This window comes from Paracidovorax sp. (assembly GCF_057642795.1).
Window position 1 is genome coordinate 145,291 of the sequence record NZ_JBXYZY010000049.1, and the last position, 20,866, is coordinate 166,156.

Genomic DNA, 20,866 nt, shown 5'->3' on the forward strand with positions numbered 1-20,866 from the left:
GGCCTCAGAGCCCCTGGGCCTTCAGGCGGTGGGCCTGCTGGCGGTAGAGCGTGACCGGGTCGATGGAGAACAGGTCGCGCAGGCCGACGAACTGGTTGATCTCGTCCAGGTGGTTCTGGCGGTAGTCGCCCAGATGCGTGCCCAGGCGCGACGAGCAGGCCGACACCAGGCCGTCGTTGGCCTCGCCGAAGACCCGAGAGAGCAACACCAGCGGGCCGTCGCTGGGGTCCAGCGGGTTGGTCAGGGGCTGGGTGCCTGTCCACGAGTAGTAGCGCACGCCGTTGACCAACGAGGCGCCGTCGCCGCAGCCGGCGGGCAGGCCCTGCGGGAAGCGGCGGTTGAAGTCGGCCGCGCCGGCGGTGGAGAGTGAATCCAGCGCCGCCTTGGGCTCCTGCGGCTGCTCGGACGGCGATCCCGCCAGGAAGGCCAGCACCCGCGCGAAGCCCCGGATGGCCTCGTTGGCGACGGTTTCCTGCACCGAGCCGGGTAGCAGCGCGCCGCGCACCAGGTCGGCCACGCGCGAGCCCCGGTTGACCCCGCCCACCGTGGTGACCGAGGCCACCAGCTGCGGGGCCACGCCGGCCACGTAGCGCGCGGTGGGGCCGCCGTGCGAATGGCCGATCAGATTGACCTTGGCTGCGCCCGTGATCGCCAGGATGTCCTTGACCTGCGCGAGCAGTTGCTCTCCTCGCACCTCGGTGCTGTTGGCGCCCGAGACCTCGGCCACAAAAACCCGGGCGCCGTCGCGCTGCAGCGCCTGGGGAATGCCGTAGAACATGTCCACGCCCGCCAGCGACTTGAAGCCGAAGAGGCCATGCACCAGCACGATGGGGTAGCGCGTTTGCGTGTAGCCCGCGCTCGTGCCGTCCTGCTGGGCCTGTGCTGCGGGCGCGCCCGCCAGGGTCAAGGTGGCGGCGAGCGCGGCGCACGCTGCCAGGGTTACGAGCCGTCTGCCGCGGCGAAAGATGGCGTGCATGGGGGTCTCCGTGAGGGGTGATTGGTACAAAAAAGAACGATCGTTCGTTTTGTGCGGGTCATTATTTCCCGGGCCCTTGCCCGTCGCATTGGGGGCAAACCTGAGGGCGCCCGGAGCAACAGTGCATGGGGCCCCGACCTTCGTAGAATCCTGCGCAATGGAAGCTCCCCACGCACTGGACCGGCTCGACCGCGCCATCCTGCGCTGCCTTCAGGCGAATGGCCGCGAAACCTACGACGTCATCGGAGAACAGGTGGGCTTGTCGCCCAGTGCCGTGCTGCGCCGCGTCAAGCGACTGGAGGACGCGGGCGTGATCGACCGCTACGTAGCCCTGGTGCAGCCCGAGGCGGTGGGGCTGGGCCTCACCGCCTACCTGAACGTGCGGCTGGAAAAGCACACCGAAAGCCATAAGCGCAACCCCATGGACCTGTTCCGCGCCAGCGTGCAGACCTGGCCCGAGGTGGTCGAATGCGCCGCGCTGACCGGCGAGATGGACTACCTGCTGCGCGTGGTGGTGGCCGATATGGCGCACTACAGCCGTTTCATCATGGACACGCTGCTCAAGCACCCCAGCGTGCAGGACTGCAAGACCAGCTTCGTGCTCGATCGGGTCAAGGCGACGACGGCGGTGCCGCTGTAGCTCGGACTGCTTTTTCACGGCGCTCCGGTATGAGGGCGGTGCGGGGAAACCAGTGGCCTGACGCGTTGGTGACACCGCCTCCGAATGGTTTGCTCCATTTTTAATAGCTGATGGCCAAGTTTGGCAAAGGGCTGGAGCCTTGAAAGACGCGGGGTGGCTGGGCCTTGCGATGGCCGTGGCGCGGCCGCACAGCTGCATGCCAAAAATCAGGGAAAACCCTAAAATACGGCCATCATGCCCACCCCTTCCGATCTGCTACGCGCCGCCTGGCGCCGTGCCCGCAGCCTGCTGCGGACCGCACGCCCCGGCGTCACCGCGCCGTCCGGCGTGGCCGTGCCGATCCGGTCCCTGGGGCCGCAGCACCGCGAACGCATCGCCCAGCATTTGCTGCAGCTACTGCCCGGCGATCGGTACCTGCGCTTCGGCTATGCCGCGAGCGATGAGCAGGTGCGCCGCTACGTGGACCAGCTCGACTTCGTACGCGACGAGATCTTCGGCATCTTCAATCGCCGGCTGCAGCTGATCGCCACGGCGCATCTGGCGTTCGCGCACGGGCCGTCGCCTCAGGGTCGGGCCGAGTTCGGCGTTTCGGTGCTGCCGCATGCGCGTGGCCGGCGCCTGGGCGCGAGCCTCTTCGAGCGCGCCGTGATGCATGCCCGCACGGCCGGCGTGAACGAGGTGCTGATCCATGCACTGTCGGAGAACACGGCCATGCTGCGCATCGCCCGCAATGCCGGCGCCACCGTGCGGCGCGACGGCTCCGAATCCGAGGCCTACCTGCAGCTGCACCCGCCCGGCTGGAAGACGCGCCTGGCCGAGCGGGCGACGCGCTACTACGGCGAAATGAACTACCGGTTCAAGAAGCAGCTGCGCCAGTGGGGTGCGATGCGCTCTGCGCTGCAGGGCGGCCGCTCGGCGGGCTAGAAAACAGGCACAGCGCGGGCGCTGCAGCAGCGTCAAAGTGATCCGCTATCCTTGCAGCTTGTCCAACGACCGCACTTCCTGCACTCCGAGACCGTGTCCGATCCCCACCCGGGACGCCCTTCCGACAAGGAAGACAAGCGCACCTTCCTGCAGAAACTCGTCGAATTCATCCATCCCGGCCCCGATTCGACGGATGAACTGATCGCCACCCTGGCCGAGGCGGAAACCAACGACGTCATCAACGCCGACGCCCGCGTCATGCTCGAACGCGTGATCCGCATGGCCGAGATGACCGCCAGCGACGTGATGGTGCCCGCCACGCGCATGGACCTGCTCGACATCGGCGCGCCGCTCGAAACCCTGGTCAGCCAGGTGATCGACACCGCGCACTCCCGCTTTCCGGTCTATCAGGACGAGCGCGAGAACATCATCGGCATCCTGCTGGCCAAAGACCTGCTCAAGCTGCGCCGCGCGCCCGAGCTGAACATCCGCGCCCTGCTGCGCACGGCGGTGTTCGTGCCCGAGAGCAAGGGCCTGAACGACCTGCTGCGCGACTTCCGCAGCACGCGCAGCCACATGGCGGTGGTGATCGACGAATTCGGCCGCGTGGCCGGCCTGGTCACCATCGAAGACGTGCTCGAGCAGATCGTCGGCGAGATCGAGGACGAGTTCGACATTCCCGAGGACGAGGGCGACATCTTCGGCCTGGCCGACCAGACCTGGCGCGTGAGCGGCGACACCCCCGTCGAGCGCGTGGCCGAGGCCTTCGGCGTGACGCTGCACAGCAGCGACCCCGACGAAGAATTCGACACCATCGGAGGACTGATCGCGCATGAGCTCGGCCACACCCCGAGCAAGGGCGAGCAGGCCGTGCTGGGCGGCCTGCAATTCGTGGTGCTGCACGCCAAGGGCGGCGCGGTGCGCTGGTTCAAGGTGTCTCCGGCGGCCGAAGGCGCCGTGCCCGCCGCCTGATGGGCGCGGCCGCCGCTCCGCTGCCCGGCGAGACCGTGCAGTCCCCGCCGTCCGGCCCGCTCTGGCGGCGCGCGCTGCCCTGGCTGCTGGCGGCCCTGGCCGGGCTGGCGCAGGCTGGCTCCATTGCCTGGCCCTGGGGCGGGCAGCCGCTCTGGTGGCTGCAGATCCTTTCGCTGGCCGTGCTCGGCCGGCAACTGCTGGCGGCGCCCACCCCACGCCGCGCCGCGGCGCTGGGCTGGCTCTTCGCCACGGCCTGGCTGGCGGCGACCTTCTGGTGGCTCTTCATTTCCATGCATACCTATGGCGGCCTGGCCGCGCCGCTGGCCGTGCTGGCGGTGCTGGGGCTGGCGGCTTTCCTGGGCGGCTACTACGCAGTGGTTGCGGGGTGTTTTCGGCGGGTGGCGCCGGAAAATAGAGCGCTCTCTGCTATGGTTTTCGCAGCATTCTGGCTGCTGGCCGAATTGGCGCGCGGCGTCTGGTGGACGGGCTTTCCGTGGGGCGCCGGAGGCTACGCGCATGTCGAGGGGCCGCTGGCCGTGCTGGCGCGCAGCGTCGGTGTTTATGGCGTGGGCTTCGTCGCGGCGGCCTCGGCCATGGGCCTGGCGCTCCTGCGCCGGGCCGACGCGCGCCGCCGGGGCGTGTGGGCGCTGGCCACCGCGGCTGTGCTGATGTGGGCGGCGCTCTCTGCGCAGCGCCACTGCGCGGTGGAGCAGTGCGCGCCCGGTGCTGCGCCGCGCCCGGGGCTTTCGCTCGCGCTGCTGCAGGGCAACATTCCGCAGGACGAGAAATTCCAGCCCGGCAGCGGCGTGCCGCTGGCACTGCGCTGGTATGCCGGGCAGCTCAAGAGCGCCACGGCCTCCCTGGTGGTGGCGCCGGAAACCGCCATTCCGCTGCTGCCGCAGCAGCTGATGCCCGGCTATCTGGAAAGCCTGGCCGACCATTTCACGGCCGGCCGGCAGGCGGCGCTGATCGGCATTCCTCTGGGCACTGCGGACCTGGGCTATACCAATTCGGTGCTGGGCTTCGCGCCGGGGCAGGTCGCTCCCTACCGCTACGACAAGCACCATCTGGTGCCCTTCGGCGAATTCATTCCGCCCTTCTTCCGCTGGTTCACCGAGATGATGAACATCCCGCTGGGCGACTTCAACCGCGGGGCGATGGGGCAGCCTTCGTTCGACTGGCAGGGCGAGCGCATCGCCCCCAACATCTGCTATGAGGACTTGTTCGGCGAAGAGCTGGGCACGCGCTTCGCCGATGCCGCCACGGCACCGACCATCATGGTGAACTTGAGCAACATCGGATGGTTCGGTGACAGCGTGGCCATCGACCAGCATCTGGCCATCAGCCGCATGCGGGCCCTGGAATTCGAGCGGCCCATGGTGCGCGCCACCAACACTGGCGCCACGGCCGTCATCGACCACCGGGGCATCGTCACTGCCGAACTGGCGCCGCACACGCGCGGCGTGCTGCTGGCCGAGGTGCAGGGCCGCCGGGGCGAGGTCACGCCCTTCGCCTGGTGGGTGTCGCGCTGGGGGCTCTGGCCACTCTGGGCGTTGGGCCTGGCCGTGGCCGGCGGGGCCTGGGTCTCGGCCCGCCGCAGCCGAGACTGAATGCTGCCATCGGGGCGTTTTTTGCTCGCCAGCCCTGCGTGGGCGACTACGATACGCCACCTGCGGCCCACAAGGCGTGCGGGCATGAACGCTGCGTGCAAGCCCCGGAGCCCGTGGGCCGCGCAGCAGCGTATTCCATACCTACAACGACTCGGAGATTTTCTGCTCATGTTTTCGCCTCTGAACCTCAAGCGCCTGCTGGCCGGCGCAGCCTTCGCCGCCTGGGCCATCGTTTCGCCCGCCCAGCAGCTGGCCCCTGCCGCGCAGCCGGCTGCCGCAACCGTTGCAGCGTCCAAGCCCCAGGTCGTGGTGCTGGCCACCGGCGGCACCATCGCCGGTGCCGGCGCTACGGCGGCCAACAGCGCTTCCTACGCAGCGGCCAAGGTGCCGGTGGACAAACTGCTGGCCGGCTTGCCCGAGCTGGCCAATGTCGCCAACGTGCGCGGCGAGCAGGTCTTCCAGATCGCCTCCGAGAGCTTCACCAACGCCCAGCTGCTGCAGCTGGGCAAGCGGGTGTCGGCCCTGGCCAAGCAGTCTGATGTGGACGGTATCGTCATCACGCACGGCACCGACACGCTGGAGGAGACCGCCTATTTCCTGAATCTGGTCGTGCATACCAACAAGCCCATCGTGGTGGTTGGCTCCATGCGCCCCGGGACGGCCCTCTCGGCCGACGGCGCGCTGAACCTGCTGGATGCGGTCACGGTCGCCGCCAGCAAGGAATCGGCCGGCAAGGGCGTTCTGGTGACCATGAGCGACGAGATCCAGAGCGGCCGTGATGTCACCAAGGGCATCAATATCAAGACGCAGGCGTTCCGCAGCCAGTGGGGCCCGCTGGGCATGGTGGTGGAAGGCAAGAGCTATTGGTTCCGCGCCCCGGTCAAGCGCCACACGATGCAGTCGGAGTTCAACATCGACGACATCACGGCCCTCGCGCCCGTGGACATCGTCTATGGCTACGGCAACGTGCCGCGTTCGCTCGTCGATACCGTGGCAGGTTCCGGTGTGAAGGCGCTGATCCACGCCGGCACGGGCAATGGCTCGGTGGCTGATCGCATCGTGCCCGCGCTGCAGGAAGCGCGCGGCAAGGGCGTGCAGATCGTGCGCTCCTCGCGCGTGGCCGACGGCTTCGTGCTGCGCAATGCCGAACAGCCCGACGACAAATACGACTGGGTGGTTGCGCATGACCTGAACCCGCAGAAGGCCCGCATCCTGGCCGCCGTGGCGTTGACCCGCCCGCAGACCAGCCAGGAACTGCAGCGCATTTTCTGGCAGTATTGATCGCCGGGAATCACGGCGGATCGCTGATCCGAAGGCCTGCCCGGCCTGTGTGCCGGGAGCCCGGCCTACCCGCTCAAAGCTCCTTCGGGAGCTTTTTCCGTTCAAGGGCTGGCAAGGAAATGTCATGCGGGCGGCGCAGGATTGGCGAAGTCCCTTGGCCCTCTCCAACGATCCGCCGGCCGCGACACAGGATAATGATGGGCCGTGGCACCGGCACAATGCGGTGCGCACCGGTTTCTGATAGTTTGCGTTTTCCTCTTTCCGTTCCTTTTCCCACCCACCCCCCCCGCGACGGCAAGGCGCCGATCTGGAGCACGACTGACAATGGCTGATTCCTTTTCCTATGAACAACTGATCGCCTCGGGTGAAGGCCGGCTGTTCACTCCCGACAGTGGCCGCCTGCCGCTGCCGCCCATGCTGATGTTCGATCGCATCACGCACATCGATGCCGACGGCGGTGCCCATGGGCTGGGAAAGATTCGTGCCGAACTCGACGTCAAGCCCGACCTGTGGTTCTTTGCCTGCCACTTCCAGGGCGACCCGGTCATGCCTGGATGCCTGGGGCTGGACGCCATGTGGCAGCTCATCGGCTTCTACCTGACCTGGCTGCAACTGCCCGGCCGCGGCCGCGCCCTGGGTGCGGGCGAGGTCAAGTTCACGGGCGAAGTCGGCCCCAATGTGAAGCTCGTCACTTACGAGATCGATATCAAGCGCGTCATCAAGCGCAAGCTGGTCATGGCCATCGGCGATGCCCGCCTGCTGGCTGATGGCCAGGAAATCTATGTGGCCAACGACCTCCGCGTGGGCCTGTTCAAGCGCGAAGAAGACGGGAAGGACGGAGCACTCGCAACGGGAGCATCGGCATGACCAGCAAGAAGCGCGTCGTCATCACGGGTGCGGGCATCGTCTCGTGCATCGGCAATGACCAGCAGGCTGTGGTTCAGTCGCTGCGCCAGGGCAAGTCCGGCATCCGCGCCATGCCCGAGTTCAAGGAACTCGGCCTGCGCAGCCAGGTGGCCGGCATTCCCCAGATCGACCTGGACGCGCTCATCGACCGCAAGCTGCGCCGTTTCATGGGCGATGCCGCGGCCTACGCCTATCTGTCGCTGAAGGACGCCATCGCCCAGTCGGGTCTGGCGCCCGAACAGGTCTCGAACCCGCGCACCGGCCTGATCATGGGCTCGGGCGGCGGCTCGCCAGCCCACCAGATCGAGGCGGCCGACACGCTGCGCTCCAAGGGCATCCGCCGCGTCGGGCCCTACCAGGTCACGCGCTGCATGGGCTCGACCGTGTCAGCCAACCTGTCCACGGCCTTCGCCATCAAGGGCATCAACTTCTCGATCACCTCGGCCTGCAGCACCTCCGCGCACTGCGTGGGCATGGCGGCCCAGCAGATCGCCTTCGGCCTGCAGGACGTGATGTTTGCCGGTGGCGGCGAGGAACTCTCCTGGGGCTTGGCCACGCTGTTCGACGGCATGGGCGCCATGTCCGCCAAGTACAACGACACGCCCGAGAAAGCCTCGCGCCCGTACGACGTGGACCGCGACGGCTTCGTGATCGCGGGCGGCGGCGGTGCGCTGGTGCTGGAAAGCCTGGAGCATGCCCAGGCGCGCGGAGCCACCATCCTGGCCGAGATCGTGGGTTTCGGCCTCTCGTCCGACGGCGAGGACATGGTCGCCCCCTCGGGCGACGGTGCCATCGCCTGCATGCGGCAGGCCGTGGCCGAAGCCGGCGGCGGTGCCATCGACTACGTGAACACGCACGGCACCTCCACCCCGGTGGGCGACCTGCCCGAGCTGCGTGCGCTGCGCGAGGTGTTCGGCGATGCGGTGCCCCCGTTCTCGTCCACCAAGTCGCTCACCGGCCACTCGCAGGGCGCGACCGGCGTGCAGGAGGCTATCTACTGCCTGTACATGCTGCAGGAAGGCTTCATCGCCGGCTCGGCCCACATCGAGAATCTGGACCCGGCGGCCGAGGGCATGCCCCTGGTGCGCGAGTCGCGCGATGCCGCGCTGACCACTGTGCTGTCCAACAGCTTCGGCTTCGGCGGCACCAATGCCAGCCTGGTGCTGCGTCGCTGGCAGGCTTGATTCCGTGCTGGTGCGCTGAAGTCTCAGGCGCTACTAAAAAGATAGCTGCCAGTGCCCTCTCCAGGCGCGCTGGCAGCTGTTTTTGTTTGAAAGCCGGTGAGGCGGTGCGCCAACTACCCCGGCCTGGTTCCGGGCCCCGCGGGTCGCGCGGGGTGCGGCTCGTAGAATCGCCCGTTCCGCGCGCCGCGGCGCGCTGCCTCTTTGTCTCCGTATTTCCATGCATGGCCCGGCCATGCCACACACACGCATGTTGACCTTCCAGCAAATCATTCTGAAGCTGCAGTCGTACTGGGCTGAACAGGGCTGCGCACTGCTGCAGCCCTACGACATGGAAGTGGGTGCCGGCACCTCGCACACCGCCACCTTCCTGCGCGCCATCGGCCCCGAGCCCTGGAAAGCTGCCTACGTGCAGCCCAGCCGCCGCCCCAAGGACGGCCGCTACGGCGAGAACCCCAACCGCCTGCAGCACTACTACCAGTTCCAGGTGGTCCTGAAGCCCGCGCCGGCCAACATCCTCGAGCTGTACCTGGGCTCGCTCGAAGCCCTGGGCTTCGATCTGAAGAAGAACGATATCCGCTTCGTGGAAGACGACTGGGAGAACCCCACGCTGGGCGCCTGGGGCCTGGGCTGGGAGGTCTGGCTCAACGGCATGGAAGTGACGCAGTTCACCTATTTCCAGCAGGTCGGCGGCATCGACTGCAAGCCCGCCACCGGCGAGATCACCTACGGCCTGGAGCGACTGGCCATGTACCTGCAGGGCGTGGACAACGTCTACAACCTGACCTGGACGGATGGCCTCTCCTACGGCGACGTGTACAAGCAGAACGAGGTGGAGCAGTCCACCTACAACTTCGAGCATTCCGACGCTGACTTCCTCTTCACCGCCTTCAATGCGCATGAACGCCAAGCCCAGCACCTGATGGAGCAGCAACTGGCGCTGCCCGCCTACGAGCAGGTGCTGAAGGCCGCGCACAGCTTCAACCTGCTGGACGCGCGCGGCGCCATCAGCGTGACCGAGCGCGCCGCTTTCATCGGCCGCATCCGCAACCTGGCGCGCGCCGTGGCCAAGAGCTATCTGGACAGCCGTGCGCGGCTGGGCTTTCCGATGGCGCCCAAGGACTGGGCCACCGAAGTGCTGGCCGATCTGGCCAAGGCCGAGCAACAGCAGAACAACAAGAAGGCGGCCTGAGGCACGGGCACGCAGCAGGAATACAGACCACCATGACCCATCCCAACCTTCTCGTCGAACTCTTCGTCGAAGAACTGCCTCCCAAGGCCCTGCAGAAGCTGGGCGATGCCTTTGCCGGCGTGCTGTTCGAGCAGCTCAAGTCCCAGGGCCTGACCTCGGCCGGCTCGCGCCTGACCGCCTACGCCTCGCCGCGCCGGCTGGCCGCGCACATCACCGAAGTGGCATCCGCCGCCGATGACAAGGCCGTCTCGCACAAGCTCATGCCCGTGTCCGTGGGCCTGGCCGCCGACGGCACCGCCACCCCCGCGCTGCTGAAGAAGCTCGCCGCCCTGGGCGCCGACGCCTCGGCCGTGCCGCAGCTCGCCCGCGTCAACGACGGCAAGGCCGACGTGCTCTTCTACAACAGCACGGCCCGCGGCGCGACCCTGTCCGACGGCCTGCAGAAGGCGCTGCACGATGCCATCGCCAAGCTGCCCATCCCCAAGGTGATGCGCTACCAGCTGGCCGACGGCTGGAGCAGCGTGAACTTCGTGCGCCCCGCGCACGGCCTGGTCGCGCTGCACGGCACCGAGGTGCTGCTGTCGGTGAAGGCCCTGGGCCTCGCCGCCGGCAACACCACGCAGGGCCACCGCTTCGAGGCGGCCGTGCAACCGGTGGTGGTCCAGAACGCCGACGGCTATGCGCAGCAGCTGCGCGACGAGGGCGCGGTGATCGCCAGCTTCACCGAGCGCCGCGCCGAGATCGCCCGCCAGCTGCAAGCGGCGGCCGAGCGCGTGGGCGGCGGCGTACGCCCCATCGACGACGACGCGCTGCTCGATGAAGTGACGGCCCTGGTCGAGCGCCCCAACGTGCTGGTCTGCGAATTCGAGAAGGAATTCCTCGACGTGCCGCAGGAATGCCTGATCCTCACGATGAAGGCCAACCAGAAGTACTTCCCGCTGCTGGACGCCGAAGGCCGGCTCACGAACCAGTTCCTGGTGGTGAGCAACATCAGCCCGCAGGATGCCAGTGCCGTCATCGGCGGCAACGAGCGCGTGGTGCGCCCGCGCCTGGCCGACGCCAAGTTCTTCTTCGACCAGGATCGCAAGAAGACGCTGCATTCGCGCGTCGAAGCGCTGGGCAAGGTCGTCTATCACAACAAGCTGGGCACGCAGGGCGAGCGGGTGGAGCGCGTGCGCGCCATCGCCCGCGCCATTGCCGAGCAGCTTTTCGCCGGCATCGGCGCGCAGAACCCCGAGCTGGATTCGCCCGACGGCGAGATCGCCCGCGATTACCTGCTTTCCTGTGTGGACACGGCCGCGCTGCTGGCCAAGACCGATCTGGTCACCGACATGGTGGGCGAATTCCCCGAGCTGCAGGGCATCATGGGCGGCTACTACGCCGCCAACGACGGCCTGGCGCACGAGGTGGCCCACGCCATCGAAGACCACTACAAGCCGCGCTTCGCCGGCGACGAGCTGCCGCGCGAGAACGTGGGTGTGATCGTGGCCCTGGCCGACAAGCTGGAGACGCTGGTGGGCATGTTCGGCATCGGCAACCTGCCCACCGGCGACCGCGACCCGTTCGCGCTGCGCCGCCATGCGCTGGGCGTGATCCGCATGCTGGTCGAAAAAGAGCTGCCGCTCGACCTGCAGCCCCTGCTGGCCGGCGCCGTACCCGCCTTCGGGGACAAGATCCAGGACGCCAGCGGCGCCCTGGCCGACTTCATCTACGACCGCCTGGCCGGCAGCCTGCGCGAGCAGGGCTACAGCGCGCAGGAGGTCGATGCCGTCATCGCCCTGCGTCCGCAGCGGCTGTCGCTGGTGCAAAAGCAGCTGGCGGCGGTGCGCGCCTTCTCCGCGCTGCCCGAGGCCCCGGCCCTGGCCGCGGCCAACAAGCGGGTGGGCAACATCCTGAAGAAGGCCGAGGCCGAAGGGCAGGTGGACCCGCACGTCAACCCTGAGCTGCTGCAGGAAAAGGCCGAGCAGGACCTGTTCGCCGCGCTGCAGCGCTTCGTGCCCGAGGCCGACGCGCAGTTCGATGCCGGCGACTACACCGCCAGCCTGCAGACCCTGGCCGTGCTGCGCGCGCCGGTCGATGCCTTCTTCGACGACGTGATGGTCAACGCCGAAGCGCTGGACCTGCGCCTCAATCGCCAGGGCCTGCTCAAGCGCCTGCACGTGGCGATGAACCGCGTGGCCGACCTCTCGCGCCTGGCGGCCTGATTCGCCCCGGCGCCAGCCACCACCACCCCTCCACCCACGCCCCGCCGCACCATGCTGAAGATCGCCATCCTCGACCGTGACGGCACGCTCAACGTGCTGGGCGACGGCTTCATCGCCACCCCTGACGACTGGGTGCCCGTGCCGGGCGCCGTGGAAGCGGTGGCCCGGCTCAACCGCGCCGGCTGGCATGTGGTGATCGCCACCAACCAGCCCGGCCTGGGCCGGGGCCTTTTCGACGCGCAGGCGCTCAACGCCATCCACGCCAAGATGCAGCGGCTGGTGGCGGTGGCGGGCGGGCGCATCGACGCGGTGTTCTACTGCCCGCATGCCGACAGCGAGCCCTGCACCTGCCGCAAGCCGTTGCCGGGCCTGATGGAGCAGATCCGCGACCGCTACGGCGTGGAAGGCGCGGATGTCGTGGCCATCGGCAACTGTGCGGCCCACCTGCAGGCGGCCGCCGCCATCGGCGCACGGCAGTTGCATGCCGTGTGCACCGGCCATTCCGAGCACCTCTTGCCCGACCAGCCCCTGCCTGAAGGCTGGCCGCCCGGCACCCGCCTGCATGCCAGCCTGGATGCGCTGGTCGATACATTGCTGCTGGACCCTGCGGTGCCGCGCCCTGGCGCCGCGCCCGATGCGGGCGGCCTGGCGATCGCGGTCTGAACCGTGCCTGCCCGGAGGCACCCACCCGCGTGCGCCCGGCCTGCCGCCGCCAGCGCATCGGTTGCTATTGAAAAGATAGCGATATGCGCCTGATACATGGGCGCTAAACGGCTGAAAGCAACTGAAGAACCTTCTGCCCCGGAAACCTCGCCATGGCCTTACTCCGCTCGCTGATCCATCTGCTCTTCATGGCCGTCACTGTCGTGCCCTACACCCTGGCCATCCTGCTGGTGCGGCTGGTCGGCGGCGGTGTTCCCGCGCGCTATCGCATTGCGCGCGCCTGGCTGAGGCTCAGCGTGGACGCGGCGCGCGTCTGCATCGGCATCCGCACCCGCGTGAGCGGCATGGAGAACCTGCCCACCGACCCCGGCCAGGGTGTGGTGCTGCTGGTCAAGCACCAGTCCACCTACGAGACCTTCCTGATGCCGGCCATGCTGCCGCGCCCGCTGGCCTACGTGTTCAAGAAGGAGCTGCTGCACATCCCGTTCTTCGGCTGGTCCATCGGTAGCCTGGACATGATCCACATCGACCGCAGCCAGCGCGCCCAGGCCTTCGCCCGCGTGCTGCACCAGGGCCGGCGGCTGCTGGCCCAGGGCACCTGGGTCATCATCTTTCCGGAAGGTACGCGCGCGCCGCGCGGCCAGCGCGGGCAGTACAAGAGCGGCGGCGCCCGGCTCGCCATCGAGACCGGCGTGCCGGTGGTGCCCATCGCCGTCACCTCGGCCAAGGTGTGGCCGCGCAAGGCCTTCGTGAAGCGGTCCGGCACGGTGGATGTGTCCATCGGCCGGCCCATCGCCAGCACCGGCCGCGCCCCCGACGAGCTGATGCGCGAGGTGGAGGAATGGATCGAGGCCGAGATGCGCCGCCTGGACCCCGAGGCCTATGCGGCATCCCCGCTCACGGCTCCTGCTGCCGAGTCGATGGATCAGGCTCGGAGCTGAGGCGCGATGCAGCGTTTGGTGCAGTTGGCGCTGGACCTTTGGGGTGGCCAGGCTACGGGCGATCGGGCTGCGCCGGAAAAGCGCGCCGAAGTGCCGAAGAGGCCCTCGGCGCTTGATTCCAAAGGGCAGGGTGCTATCGAAAAGGTAGCGAATGGCTCTGCGCCCCGGCCTGCCGCTCCGGTACCTTCCGCTCCGCCCTCCGCCACCCCGGCGCCCCCGCTGGGCACGCTGCTCTCGCCGGCGCTTTTCCGTCCCCCGCACGCGCAGCGCGAGGTGCTGCTGGGTGATGTCCTCGTCGGCTATGCGCTGCATCGGGCGCGCCGGCGCAGCATCGGCTTCACCGTGGGCCCTGAGGGGCTGGCGGTGCGCGCACCGGGCTGGGTCACCATTGCGGGCATCGAGCAGGCGCTGCAGGAAAAGTCCGGATGGATCCTGCGCAAGCTGGGCGAGGCCCAGGCCCGGCTGGACCGGCAGGCCAGCGGCCGCATCGCATGGCGTGACGGTGCCGTGCTGCCCTATCTGGGCGAGCCGCTGACCGTGGTGCTGGACCCGACGCACGGTTTTTCCGGCAAAGGCGCGGCGCTGCTGCAGGATGCCGCCAGCGGCCAGCGGACGCTGCATGTGGGCCTCTCGCGTAGCGCTGCGCCCGCGCAGATCCGCGACGCCGTGCAGGCTTGGCTGATGCGCGAGGCGCGCAGCCATTTCACGCGCCGGCTGGAACACTTCGCGCCGCAACTGGGCGTGCGCTGGACCAGTCTGCGCCTGTCCAGCGCCAGCACGCGCTGGGGCAGCGCCAAGTCCGATGGCTCCATCCGGCTGAACTGGCGGCTGCTGCACTACCGGCCCGCCGTCATCGACTACGTGGTGGCGCACGAACTCTCCCACCTGCGCGTGATGGACCACAGCCCACGCTTCTGGGACACGGTGGCCAGCGTCATGCCCGACTACGCCGGCCTGCGCAACCAGCTGCGCGAAGAGCCGGCCCCGCTCTGGGAATAGGTGCTGGACAGGGCGGGTGCTCTGCCAGAATGTCCGCATGACCTCGAACCCTTCTTCCACCTCTACCGACCTTCCGGCGCCCGCCGAGGGCTATGCCGGCGACGTGAGTCCCCAGCTTGCCTGGCAATGGGTGCAGGCCGGCCAGGCCGTGCTCATCGACGTGCGCACCGACGCTGAACGCGACTGGGTCGGCTACGTGCCGGGCGCCGTCGCCATCCCTTGGAAACACTGGCCCGGCATGGTGCCCAACCCCACATTCGACGACACCTTGCAGGCCGCCGTGCCGCCCGGCGGCCGTGCCGTGCTGCTGTGCCGCAGCGGCGTGCGCTCGGTGGCGGCCGCCCGTCGCGCTGCGGAGCTGGGTGTGGAGGCTTACAACATCCTCGAAGGCTTCGAGGGCGATGCCGATGAGAACGGCCACCGCAACCGGCGTGGCGGCTGGCGCCTTCGCGGCCTGCCCTGGCGCCAGGGCTGATCCTCGCGCCGGGCAGACATGAAAAACGGGCCCGAAGGCCCGTAGATACGTGTCTGCGCGTTGGCGTCAGAGCGCCGGAATGCGCAGCTTCTGGCCGGGGTAGATCTTGTCGGGGTGCGTCAGCATGGGCTTGTTGGCCTCGAAGATGACCGGGTACTTGTTGGCGTCGCCATAGAACTTCTTGGCAATGGCCGAGAGCGTGTCGCCGCGCACCACGTCGTGGTACTGGGCCTCCGGCTCCGGGTTGGTTACCGTCATTTGATTGTCCACGCTGGTCACGGTGGACACGTTGCCGCAGCACAGCGTGATCTTTTCCTTGACGGCCTGCGTGGGGGCGGTGCCTTGCACGATGACCTTGCCCTCGGGGCCCTGGAAGGTGACCTTCACGTCGGTGGCGCCCAGGTTCTGCGTGGCGATGTAGGTCTCGATGGCCTTGCCTGCGCGGGCGTTGAGTTCGTCCTGCGTGGGGGCCGCCGCCGTGTCAGCGTGCGCCTCTTTGCCTCCGAACAGTTTCTCGCCGGCTTCCTTGATGAAGTTGAAAAGTCCCATGGATGGCTCCTCGGTAAATGTTGGACAAGCGTTGCAATGTAGCCGGGAACAATGACGCCCCGCTGTCGGATGGGGCGCCGAGGGGCATTTTCCACAGTGGGGCGCTATGTCCGCCTTCCTTTCGGCGGCATATGCGCTGGAGACAGTCCCTCAGGTAAAACTCGTGATAATTCGAATATGACTTTTCTGGCCATCGACGTGGGCAACACCCGTCTCAAGTGGGCGCTGTTCGATGCTCCGCACCCCGGCGCTTCGGTGCGGGCGCACGGGGCGGAGTTCCTGGACAACATCGAACGCTTGGCTGAAGGCGCCTGGGCAGGCCTGCCGGCGCCGACCCATATGCTGGGCTGCATCGTCGCGGGCGACGCGGTCAAACGCCGCGTTGTCGAGCAGATGGAGCTCTGGGACGTGCCGGCGCGATGGGTGGTTTCGTCGGCCCAGGAAGCCGGCCTGGTCAATGGCTACGACCATCCCTCGCGGCTCGGTTCCGACCGTTGGGTGGCGATGATCGGTGCGCGTCACCGCATGCTCGCCCAGGGGCCGGCGCGCCCGCTCATCGTCGTGATGGTGGGTACGGCGGTGACGGTGGAGGCGATCGATGCAGAGGGGCGCTTCCTGGGGGGGCTCATCCTGCCTGGCCACGGCATCATGCTGCGAGCGCTCGAGACCGGCACGGCGGGCCTGCACGTGCCGACGGGCGAGGTGCGCCTTTTCCCCACCAACACCAGCGATGCGCTGACCAGTGGCGGCACTTATGCCATCGCGGGCGCGGTTGAGCGGATGGTGCAACACGTGATCCAGCATTGCGGCCAGCCACCTGCCTGCATGATGACCGGCGGTGCGGGCTGGAAGATGGCGCCGAGCATGACGCGTCCTTTCGAACTCATCGAGAACCTGATCTTCGACGGGTTGCTGGAGATCGCATCGCGGCGCTTTGCCGCGCAGCCCGTCTAGCGTCTGTCCACGCAGGGTGGGGTCGTCCTGCTGTCCGAGCGGGCTCTGCTTCTAGGCTCACGCAGTCACAGCGTTTGCGGCGTTTGCGGCATTGCGGGTATCGGCCGGCTTGTCCTGTTGCTGGTGCTCCTCCTTCGTAAGGTAGGGCGATAGCAGGCTCAGAAGCTGTTCCGCTCCCCGGGTGATCGACGAGCACTCGCTCTCCGACTCCAGGGCGTGGCGCGGGTTATTCACATACTCGAAACTGAACCAGTAGGTCGCCAGCATCACCAGGCTGGTGGCCAGGCGGGGAACGTCTGCTTCCTGAAGTCGGAGCGTGCCGTTTCGCCGCATGCCGTTCAGCAGGTACATGACAGCCCGCACCTTGCGCGCCTGAAGGGATTGGATGTGGAGCTCCAACTGCCTGTTGCGCGACATCAGGTCGTTCATGTCGCGGTAGAGAAAGCGGTATTGCCACACCAGTTCCAACAAAGAACGCAGAAAGGCCTGGGCGTCGCCCAGTGTGCGAAGGCCGTCGCAGGATGCGAGCAAGTTCTCAAGGGCTCCTTCAAAGCGGGCGAAAAGCGCATTGATCAACGCTTCCTTGGAGGGGTAGTGGTAATAGAGATTGCCCGGGCTGATGCGCATTTCCGCGGAAATGGCCGTGGTCGATACATTGGGTTCGCCAAACCGATTGAACAGTTCCTGGGTGGTTTCCAGAATGCGTTCGGCCGTACGGCGCGGCATTTTCTTGGTCATGGCGGCCTTCCCTGTCTCTGCGGGTTTCTTGTTGCGGACCACTGTAAACCAGCGCTGTATTTCCGGCACGCTGCACTGCAGTATCGAGGGAGAGGCGATTGCGTTGACTGTCGCTGATGAGTGCATCAGGTTACGGAGGCATGTCAGTCCGATGTGATAATCCATCGCCTGCCAAAGGCATTCCAGAAACACATAGACACATATCAAACAATGATTCTCGTCACAGGCGGTGCAGGCTTCATCGGTGCCAATTTCGTCCTCGACTGGCTGGCGGGTTCCCAGGAGCCCGTCGTCAACCTCGACAAGCTCACCTACGCAGGCAACCTGCAGACGCTGGCCTCGCTGCAGTCGGATGGACGCCATCATTTCGTCCAGGGCGATATCGGCGATGCCGAACTGGTCGCGCGGCTTTTGGCTGAGCACCGCCCGCGTGCCATCGTCAACTTCGCGGCTGAATCGCATGTGGACCGTTCGATCCACGGGCCTGAGGATTTCGTGCAGACCAACGTCGTCGGCACCTTCCGACTGCTGGAGTCCGCACGGCACTACTGGCAGGCTCTGCCCGCGGGCGAGAAGGAAGCCTTCCGCTTTCTACACGTGTCCACCGACGAGGTCTATGGCACCCTGTCCGCAGATGCTCCGGCGTTTACGGAAAGCCATGCCTATGAGCCCAACAGCCCGTACTCGGCCAGCAAGGCCGCCAGCGACCACCTCGTGCGTGCCTGGCACCACACTTATGGCCTGCCGGTGCTCACCACCAACTGCAGCAACAACTACGGCCCGTTCCACTTTCCCGAGAAGCTCATCCCGCTGATGATCGTCAACGCGCTGGCCGGCAAGAACCTGCCAGTCTATGGCGATGGCATGCAGATCCGCGACTGGCTCTACGTGAGGGACCACTGCAGCGCCATCCGCCGCGTGCTGGAAGCCGGCCGACTGGGCGAGACCTACAACGTGGGCGGCTGGAACGAGAAGCCCAACATCGAGATCGTGCAGACCATCTGCGCGCTGCTCGACGAGTTGCGCCCGCGCGCGGACGGACGCTCGTACCAGGAACAGATCACCTACGTGACCGACCGTCCCGGCCACGACCGCCGCTACGCCATCGACGCACGCAAGCTCGAACGCGAGCTGGGCTGGAAGCCTGCGGAAACCTTCGACACCGGCATCCGCAAGACGGTGGAGTGGTATCTGGCCCACCAGGAATGGGTCGCCAACGTGCAAAGCGGCGGCTACCGCGACTGGGTCGCCAAGCAGTACGGCAACGAGGCGGTGAAAGCATGAAGCTGCTGCTGCTGGGCAAGGGTGGCCAGGTCGGCTGGGAACTTCAGCGCAGCCTGGCGCCGCTGGGTGAATTGGTGGCGCTCGACTTCGACAGCACGGACTATCCGGCGGACTTCAGCCAGCCCGAACAGGTCGCCGACACCGTGCGGCGCGTGCGCCCCGACGTCATCGTCAATGCCGCGGCGCATACGGCCGTGGATAAGGCCGAGAGCGAAGTCGATCTGGCCCGCAAGCTCAACGCCACCACGCCGGGGGAGGTCGCGCGGGCAGCCGAAGAACTCGGCGCTCTCATGGTGCATTACTCCACCGACTACGTGTTCGACGGCAGCGGCAGCACGCCCTGGCGCGAGACCGACGCGACGGGACCCTTGAGCGTCTATGGCCAGACCAAGCTCGAAGGCGAGCAACTCGTCGCGCAGCACTGCAGCCGGCACCTGATCCTGCGCACCAGCTGGGTCTATGCCGCGCGCGGTGGCAACTTCGCCAAGACCATGCTGCGTCTGGCCAAGGAGCGCGACCAGCTCACGGTGATCGACGATCAGTTCGGCGCGCCTACGGGTGCCGAACTCTTGGCCGACATCACCGCGCACGCCATCCGTGCCACGCTGCAAGACCCCTCCAAGGCCGGGCTCTATCACGCCATCGCGGCAGGAGAAACCACCTGGCACGGCTACGCCCGATACGTGCTGGCCCTGGCGCAGCAAGCCGGTGTCGAACTCAAGGCTGGCCCCGATGCGGTCAAGGCCGTGCCGACCAGCGCATTCCCCACGCCGGCCCAGCGGCCCCACAACTCCCGGCTCGACACGTCCAAGCTGCAGACCACCTTCGGCTTGCGCCTGCCCCCCTGGCAGAACGGCGTCGCCCGCATGCTCAGAGAAATCCTGTAGGTCACAACGCGCCGGAGTCGCCGTACTCCCCGTCAGAGAAAAGAAAACATGCATTCCACGAACAAGCAACGCAAGGGCATCATCCTTGCTGGCGGCTCTGGCACACGCCTGCACCCTGCCACTCTCGCGATCAGCAAGCAACTGCTGCCGGTCTATGACAAGCCCATGATCTACTACCCGCTCAGCACGCTGATGCTGGGTGGCATGCGCGACATCCTCATCATCAGCACGCCGCAGGACACTCCGCGCTTCCAACAACTACTGGGCGACGGCCGCCAATGGGGCCTGAATCTCCAGTACGCCGTGCAGCCCAGCCCTGATGGGCTGGCTCAGGCCTTCATCATCGGTGAGCAATTCTTGGACGGCGCGCCCAGCGCACTGGTGCTGGGCGACAACATCTTCTACGGCCACGAGCTGCAGCAGCAGCTGATGGCCGCAGGTGAGCAGCCCGACGGCGCCACCGTCTTCGCCTATCACGTGAACGACCCCGATCGCTATGGCGTGGTCGCTTTCGACCAGGGCGGCCGTGCGGTGAGCATCGAAGAAAAGCCCACCCAGCCCAAGAGCAACTATGCCGTCACCGGCCTGTACTTCTACGACCAGCAGGTCGTGGACATCGCCAAGGCCGTCAAGCCCAGCGCCCGAGGCGAGCTGGAAATCACGGCCGTGAACCAAGCCTATCTGGATCAGGGCAGTCTCAACGTACAGATCATGAAGCGCGGCTACGCGTGGCTGGATACCGGTACGCATGAAAGCCTGCTGGAAGCCGGCCAATTCATCGCCACGCTGGAACAGCGCCAGGGCCTGAAGATCGCGTGCCCCGAAGAGATCGCTTGGCGTGCCGGGTTCATCGACGCTGCACAGGTCGAGAAGCTGGCCACTCCCCTCAAGAAAAACGGCTATGGCCAATACCTGATGCGCCTGCTGCGCGAGGAGTACCACGGATGAAGGTGACGAAGACCCAACTGGACGGCGTACTGATCCTGGAGCCCAAAGTCTTCGGCGACGAGCGCGGTTTCTTTATGGAAAGCTTCAACCAGCGTGTGTTCGACGAAGCGGTGGGCCAACATGTGGAATTCGTGCAGGACAACCATTCCCGCTCGACCAAGGGCGTGCTGCGCGGTCTGCACTACCAGCTGCAGCAGCCGCAGGGCAAGCTGGTGCGAGTGACGCGCGGCGCCGTGTTCGACGTGGCGGTGGATATCCGCAAGAGCTCGCCGACCTTCGGGCAGTGGGTGGGGGTGGAACTGACCGAGAGCAATCATCGGCAGCTGTGGATTCCGGCCGGCTTTGCGCATGGCTTCGTGGTGACCAGCGATAGCGCAGATTTTCTATACAAGGCGAGCGACTACTACGCGCCGGCGCATGAGCGAAGCATTCTCTGGAATGACGCCGATATTGGGATTGAATGGCCTGATATTGGCGGGGAACCTAAGGTTTCTCCCAAAGATGCGTCTGCGAATTGTCTCACTCACGCAGAGGTTTTCTAA

At 67.0% G+C, this 20,866-nt stretch carries 21 protein-coding genes and 1 tRNA gene; 18 read left to right on the forward strand and 4 right to left on the reverse strand.

The genetic code is table 11. The features are described 5' to 3' along the window. Positions 1–4: 4 nt before the first annotated feature. On the reverse strand, positions 5–976 hold the full coding sequence (locus AC3A84_RS19220) for an alpha/beta fold hydrolase (RefSeq protein WP_487971653.1): 972 nt from the start codon (positions 974–976) through the stop codon (positions 5–7). A 157-nt stretch (positions 977–1,133) separates the two neighbouring features. On the opposite strand from AC3A84_RS19220, the gene AC3A84_RS19225 reads away from it, so the two are divergent. The 6 genes from AC3A84_RS19225 to fabA all read left to right on the forward strand — a co-directional run bounded on the left by AC3A84_RS19225 (position 1,134) and on the right by fabA (position 7,270). Continuing rightward, positions 1,134–1,616, forward strand: coding sequence for an Lrp/AsnC family transcriptional regulator (locus AC3A84_RS19225; RefSeq protein ID WP_487971654.1), 483 nt, complete (start codon positions 1,134–1,136; stop codon positions 1,614–1,616). 234 nt (positions 1,617–1,850) lie between these two features. Next, positions 1,851–2,540, forward strand: coding sequence for an N-acetyltransferase family protein (locus AC3A84_RS19230; protein WP_487971656.1), 690 nt, complete (start codon positions 1,851–1,853; stop codon positions 2,538–2,540). 93 nt (positions 2,541–2,633) lie between these two features. Beyond that, a complete protein-coding gene (locus tag AC3A84_RS19235) occupies positions 2,634–3,512 on the forward strand; it encodes a CorC family transporter (RefSeq protein WP_487971658.1) in 879 nt (292 codons plus the stop codon). Next, positions 3,512–5,122: an apolipoprotein N-acyltransferase gene (gene lnt, locus AC3A84_RS19240; protein ID WP_487971660.1), complete on the forward strand. Its 1,611-nt coding sequence runs from the start codon at positions 3,512–3,514 to the stop codon at positions 5,120–5,122. Before AC3A84_RS19235 ends, lnt begins: the two co-directional genes overlap by 1 nt. Before the next feature lie 168 nt (positions 5,123–5,290). Beyond that, entirely contained in the window at positions 5,291–6,403 is a 1,113-nt protein-coding gene (locus AC3A84_RS19245) for a type II asparaginase (RefSeq protein WP_487971662.1), read from the forward strand. Between the two features lie 324 nt (positions 6,404–6,727). Next, on the forward strand, positions 6,728–7,270 hold the full coding sequence (gene fabA / locus AC3A84_RS19250; RefSeq protein ID WP_487971664.1) for a 3-hydroxyacyl-[acyl-carrier-protein] dehydratase FabA: 543 nt from the start codon (positions 6,728–6,730) through the stop codon (positions 7,268–7,270). A 267-nt stretch (positions 7,271–7,537) separates the two neighbouring features. Here the strand turns inward: fabA and AC3A84_RS19255 are convergent. Continuing rightward, positions 7,538–7,619, reverse strand: a tRNA-Ile gene (locus AC3A84_RS19255). A gap of 61 nt (positions 7,620–7,680) precedes the next feature. Here AC3A84_RS19255 and AC3A84_RS19260 point away from each other — a divergent pair. From AC3A84_RS19260 to AC3A84_RS19290, 7 genes are all read left to right on the forward strand, one after another. Next, a complete protein-coding gene (locus AC3A84_RS19260; RefSeq protein WP_487971666.1) occupies positions 7,681–8,493 on the forward strand; it encodes a beta-ketoacyl synthase N-terminal-like domain-containing protein in 813 nt (270 codons plus the stop codon). A 247-nt stretch (positions 8,494–8,740) separates the two neighbouring features. Then, on the forward strand, positions 8,741–9,682 hold the full coding sequence (glyQ, locus tag AC3A84_RS19265; RefSeq protein WP_487971749.1) for a glycine--tRNA ligase subunit alpha: 942 nt from the start codon (positions 8,741–8,743) through the stop codon (positions 9,680–9,682). Positions 9,683–9,714: 32 nt separating this feature from the next. Continuing rightward, entirely contained in the window at positions 9,715–11,886 is a 2,172-nt protein-coding gene (glyS, locus tag AC3A84_RS19270; RefSeq protein ID WP_487971668.1) for a glycine--tRNA ligase subunit beta, read from the forward strand. Between the two features lie 54 nt (positions 11,887–11,940). Further along, entirely contained in the window at positions 11,941–12,549 is a 609-nt protein-coding gene (gmhB, locus tag AC3A84_RS19275; RefSeq protein ID WP_487971750.1) for a D-glycero-beta-D-manno-heptose 1,7-bisphosphate 7-phosphatase, read from the forward strand. Positions 12,550–12,701: 152 nt separating this feature from the next. After that, positions 12,702–13,490, forward strand: a complete 789-nt coding sequence (locus AC3A84_RS19280; RefSeq protein WP_487971670.1) for a lysophospholipid acyltransferase family protein — start codon at positions 12,702–12,704, stop codon at positions 13,488–13,490. Between the two features lie 6 nt (positions 13,491–13,496). Next, positions 13,497–14,489, forward strand: coding sequence for a M48 family metallopeptidase (locus AC3A84_RS19285; protein ID WP_487971672.1), 993 nt, complete (start codon positions 13,497–13,499; stop codon positions 14,487–14,489). Between the two features lie 37 nt (positions 14,490–14,526). After that, the gene (locus AC3A84_RS19290; RefSeq protein WP_487971674.1) at positions 14,527–14,964 is read left to right on the forward strand and encodes a rhodanese-like domain-containing protein; all 438 of its coding nucleotides are present in this window, start codon (positions 14,527–14,529) and stop codon (positions 14,962–14,964) included. Positions 14,965–15,030: 66 nt separating this feature from the next. Here AC3A84_RS19290 and lysM read toward each other — a convergent pair whose 3' ends face one another. Further along, complete coding sequence (gene lysM, locus AC3A84_RS19295) at positions 15,031–15,513, reverse strand: peptidoglycan-binding protein LysM (RefSeq protein ID WP_487971676.1); 483 nt, start codon at positions 15,511–15,513, stop codon at positions 15,031–15,033. A gap of 177 nt (positions 15,514–15,690) precedes the next feature. Between lysM and AC3A84_RS19300 the strand changes: the two genes are divergently transcribed. Next, positions 15,691–16,467 carry a type III pantothenate kinase gene (locus tag AC3A84_RS19300; protein ID WP_487971678.1) on the forward strand — a complete coding sequence of 259 codons (777 nt, stop codon included), beginning with the start codon at positions 15,691–15,693 and terminating at the stop codon, positions 16,465–16,467. Positions 16,468–16,524: 57 nt separating this feature from the next. On the opposite strand, the gene AC3A84_RS19305 is transcribed toward AC3A84_RS19300, so the two are convergent. Next, a complete protein-coding gene (locus AC3A84_RS19305; RefSeq protein ID WP_487971679.1) occupies positions 16,525–17,205 on the reverse strand; it encodes a TetR/AcrR family transcriptional regulator in 681 nt (226 codons plus the stop codon). A gap of 210 nt (positions 17,206–17,415) precedes the next feature. Between AC3A84_RS19305 and rfbB the strand changes: the two genes are divergently transcribed. Genes rfbB through rfbC form a run of 4 tightly spaced genes read left to right on the forward strand, consistent with a single transcriptional unit; the run spans position 17,416 to position 20,866 of the window. Further along, positions 17,416–18,489, forward strand: a complete 1,074-nt coding sequence (rfbB, locus tag AC3A84_RS19310; RefSeq protein ID WP_487971680.1) for a dTDP-glucose 4,6-dehydratase — start codon at positions 17,416–17,418, stop codon at positions 18,487–18,489. Then, complete coding sequence (gene rfbD, locus AC3A84_RS19315; RefSeq protein ID WP_487971681.1) at positions 18,486–19,376, forward strand: dTDP-4-dehydrorhamnose reductase; 891 nt, start codon at positions 18,486–18,488, stop codon at positions 19,374–19,376. The genes rfbB and rfbD overlap by 4 nt, the downstream gene beginning before the upstream one ends. Before the next feature lie 48 nt (positions 19,377–19,424). Beyond that, positions 19,425–20,324 (forward strand): glucose-1-phosphate thymidylyltransferase RfbA, encoded by a 900-nt coding sequence (rfbA, locus tag AC3A84_RS19320; RefSeq protein WP_487971682.1) that lies wholly within the window; start codon positions 19,425–19,427, stop codon positions 20,322–20,324. Further along, positions 20,321–20,866, forward strand: a complete 546-nt coding sequence (gene rfbC, locus AC3A84_RS19325) for a dTDP-4-dehydrorhamnose 3,5-epimerase (RefSeq protein ID WP_487971683.1) — start codon at positions 20,321–20,323, stop codon at positions 20,864–20,866. Before rfbA ends, rfbC begins: the two co-directional genes overlap by 4 nt.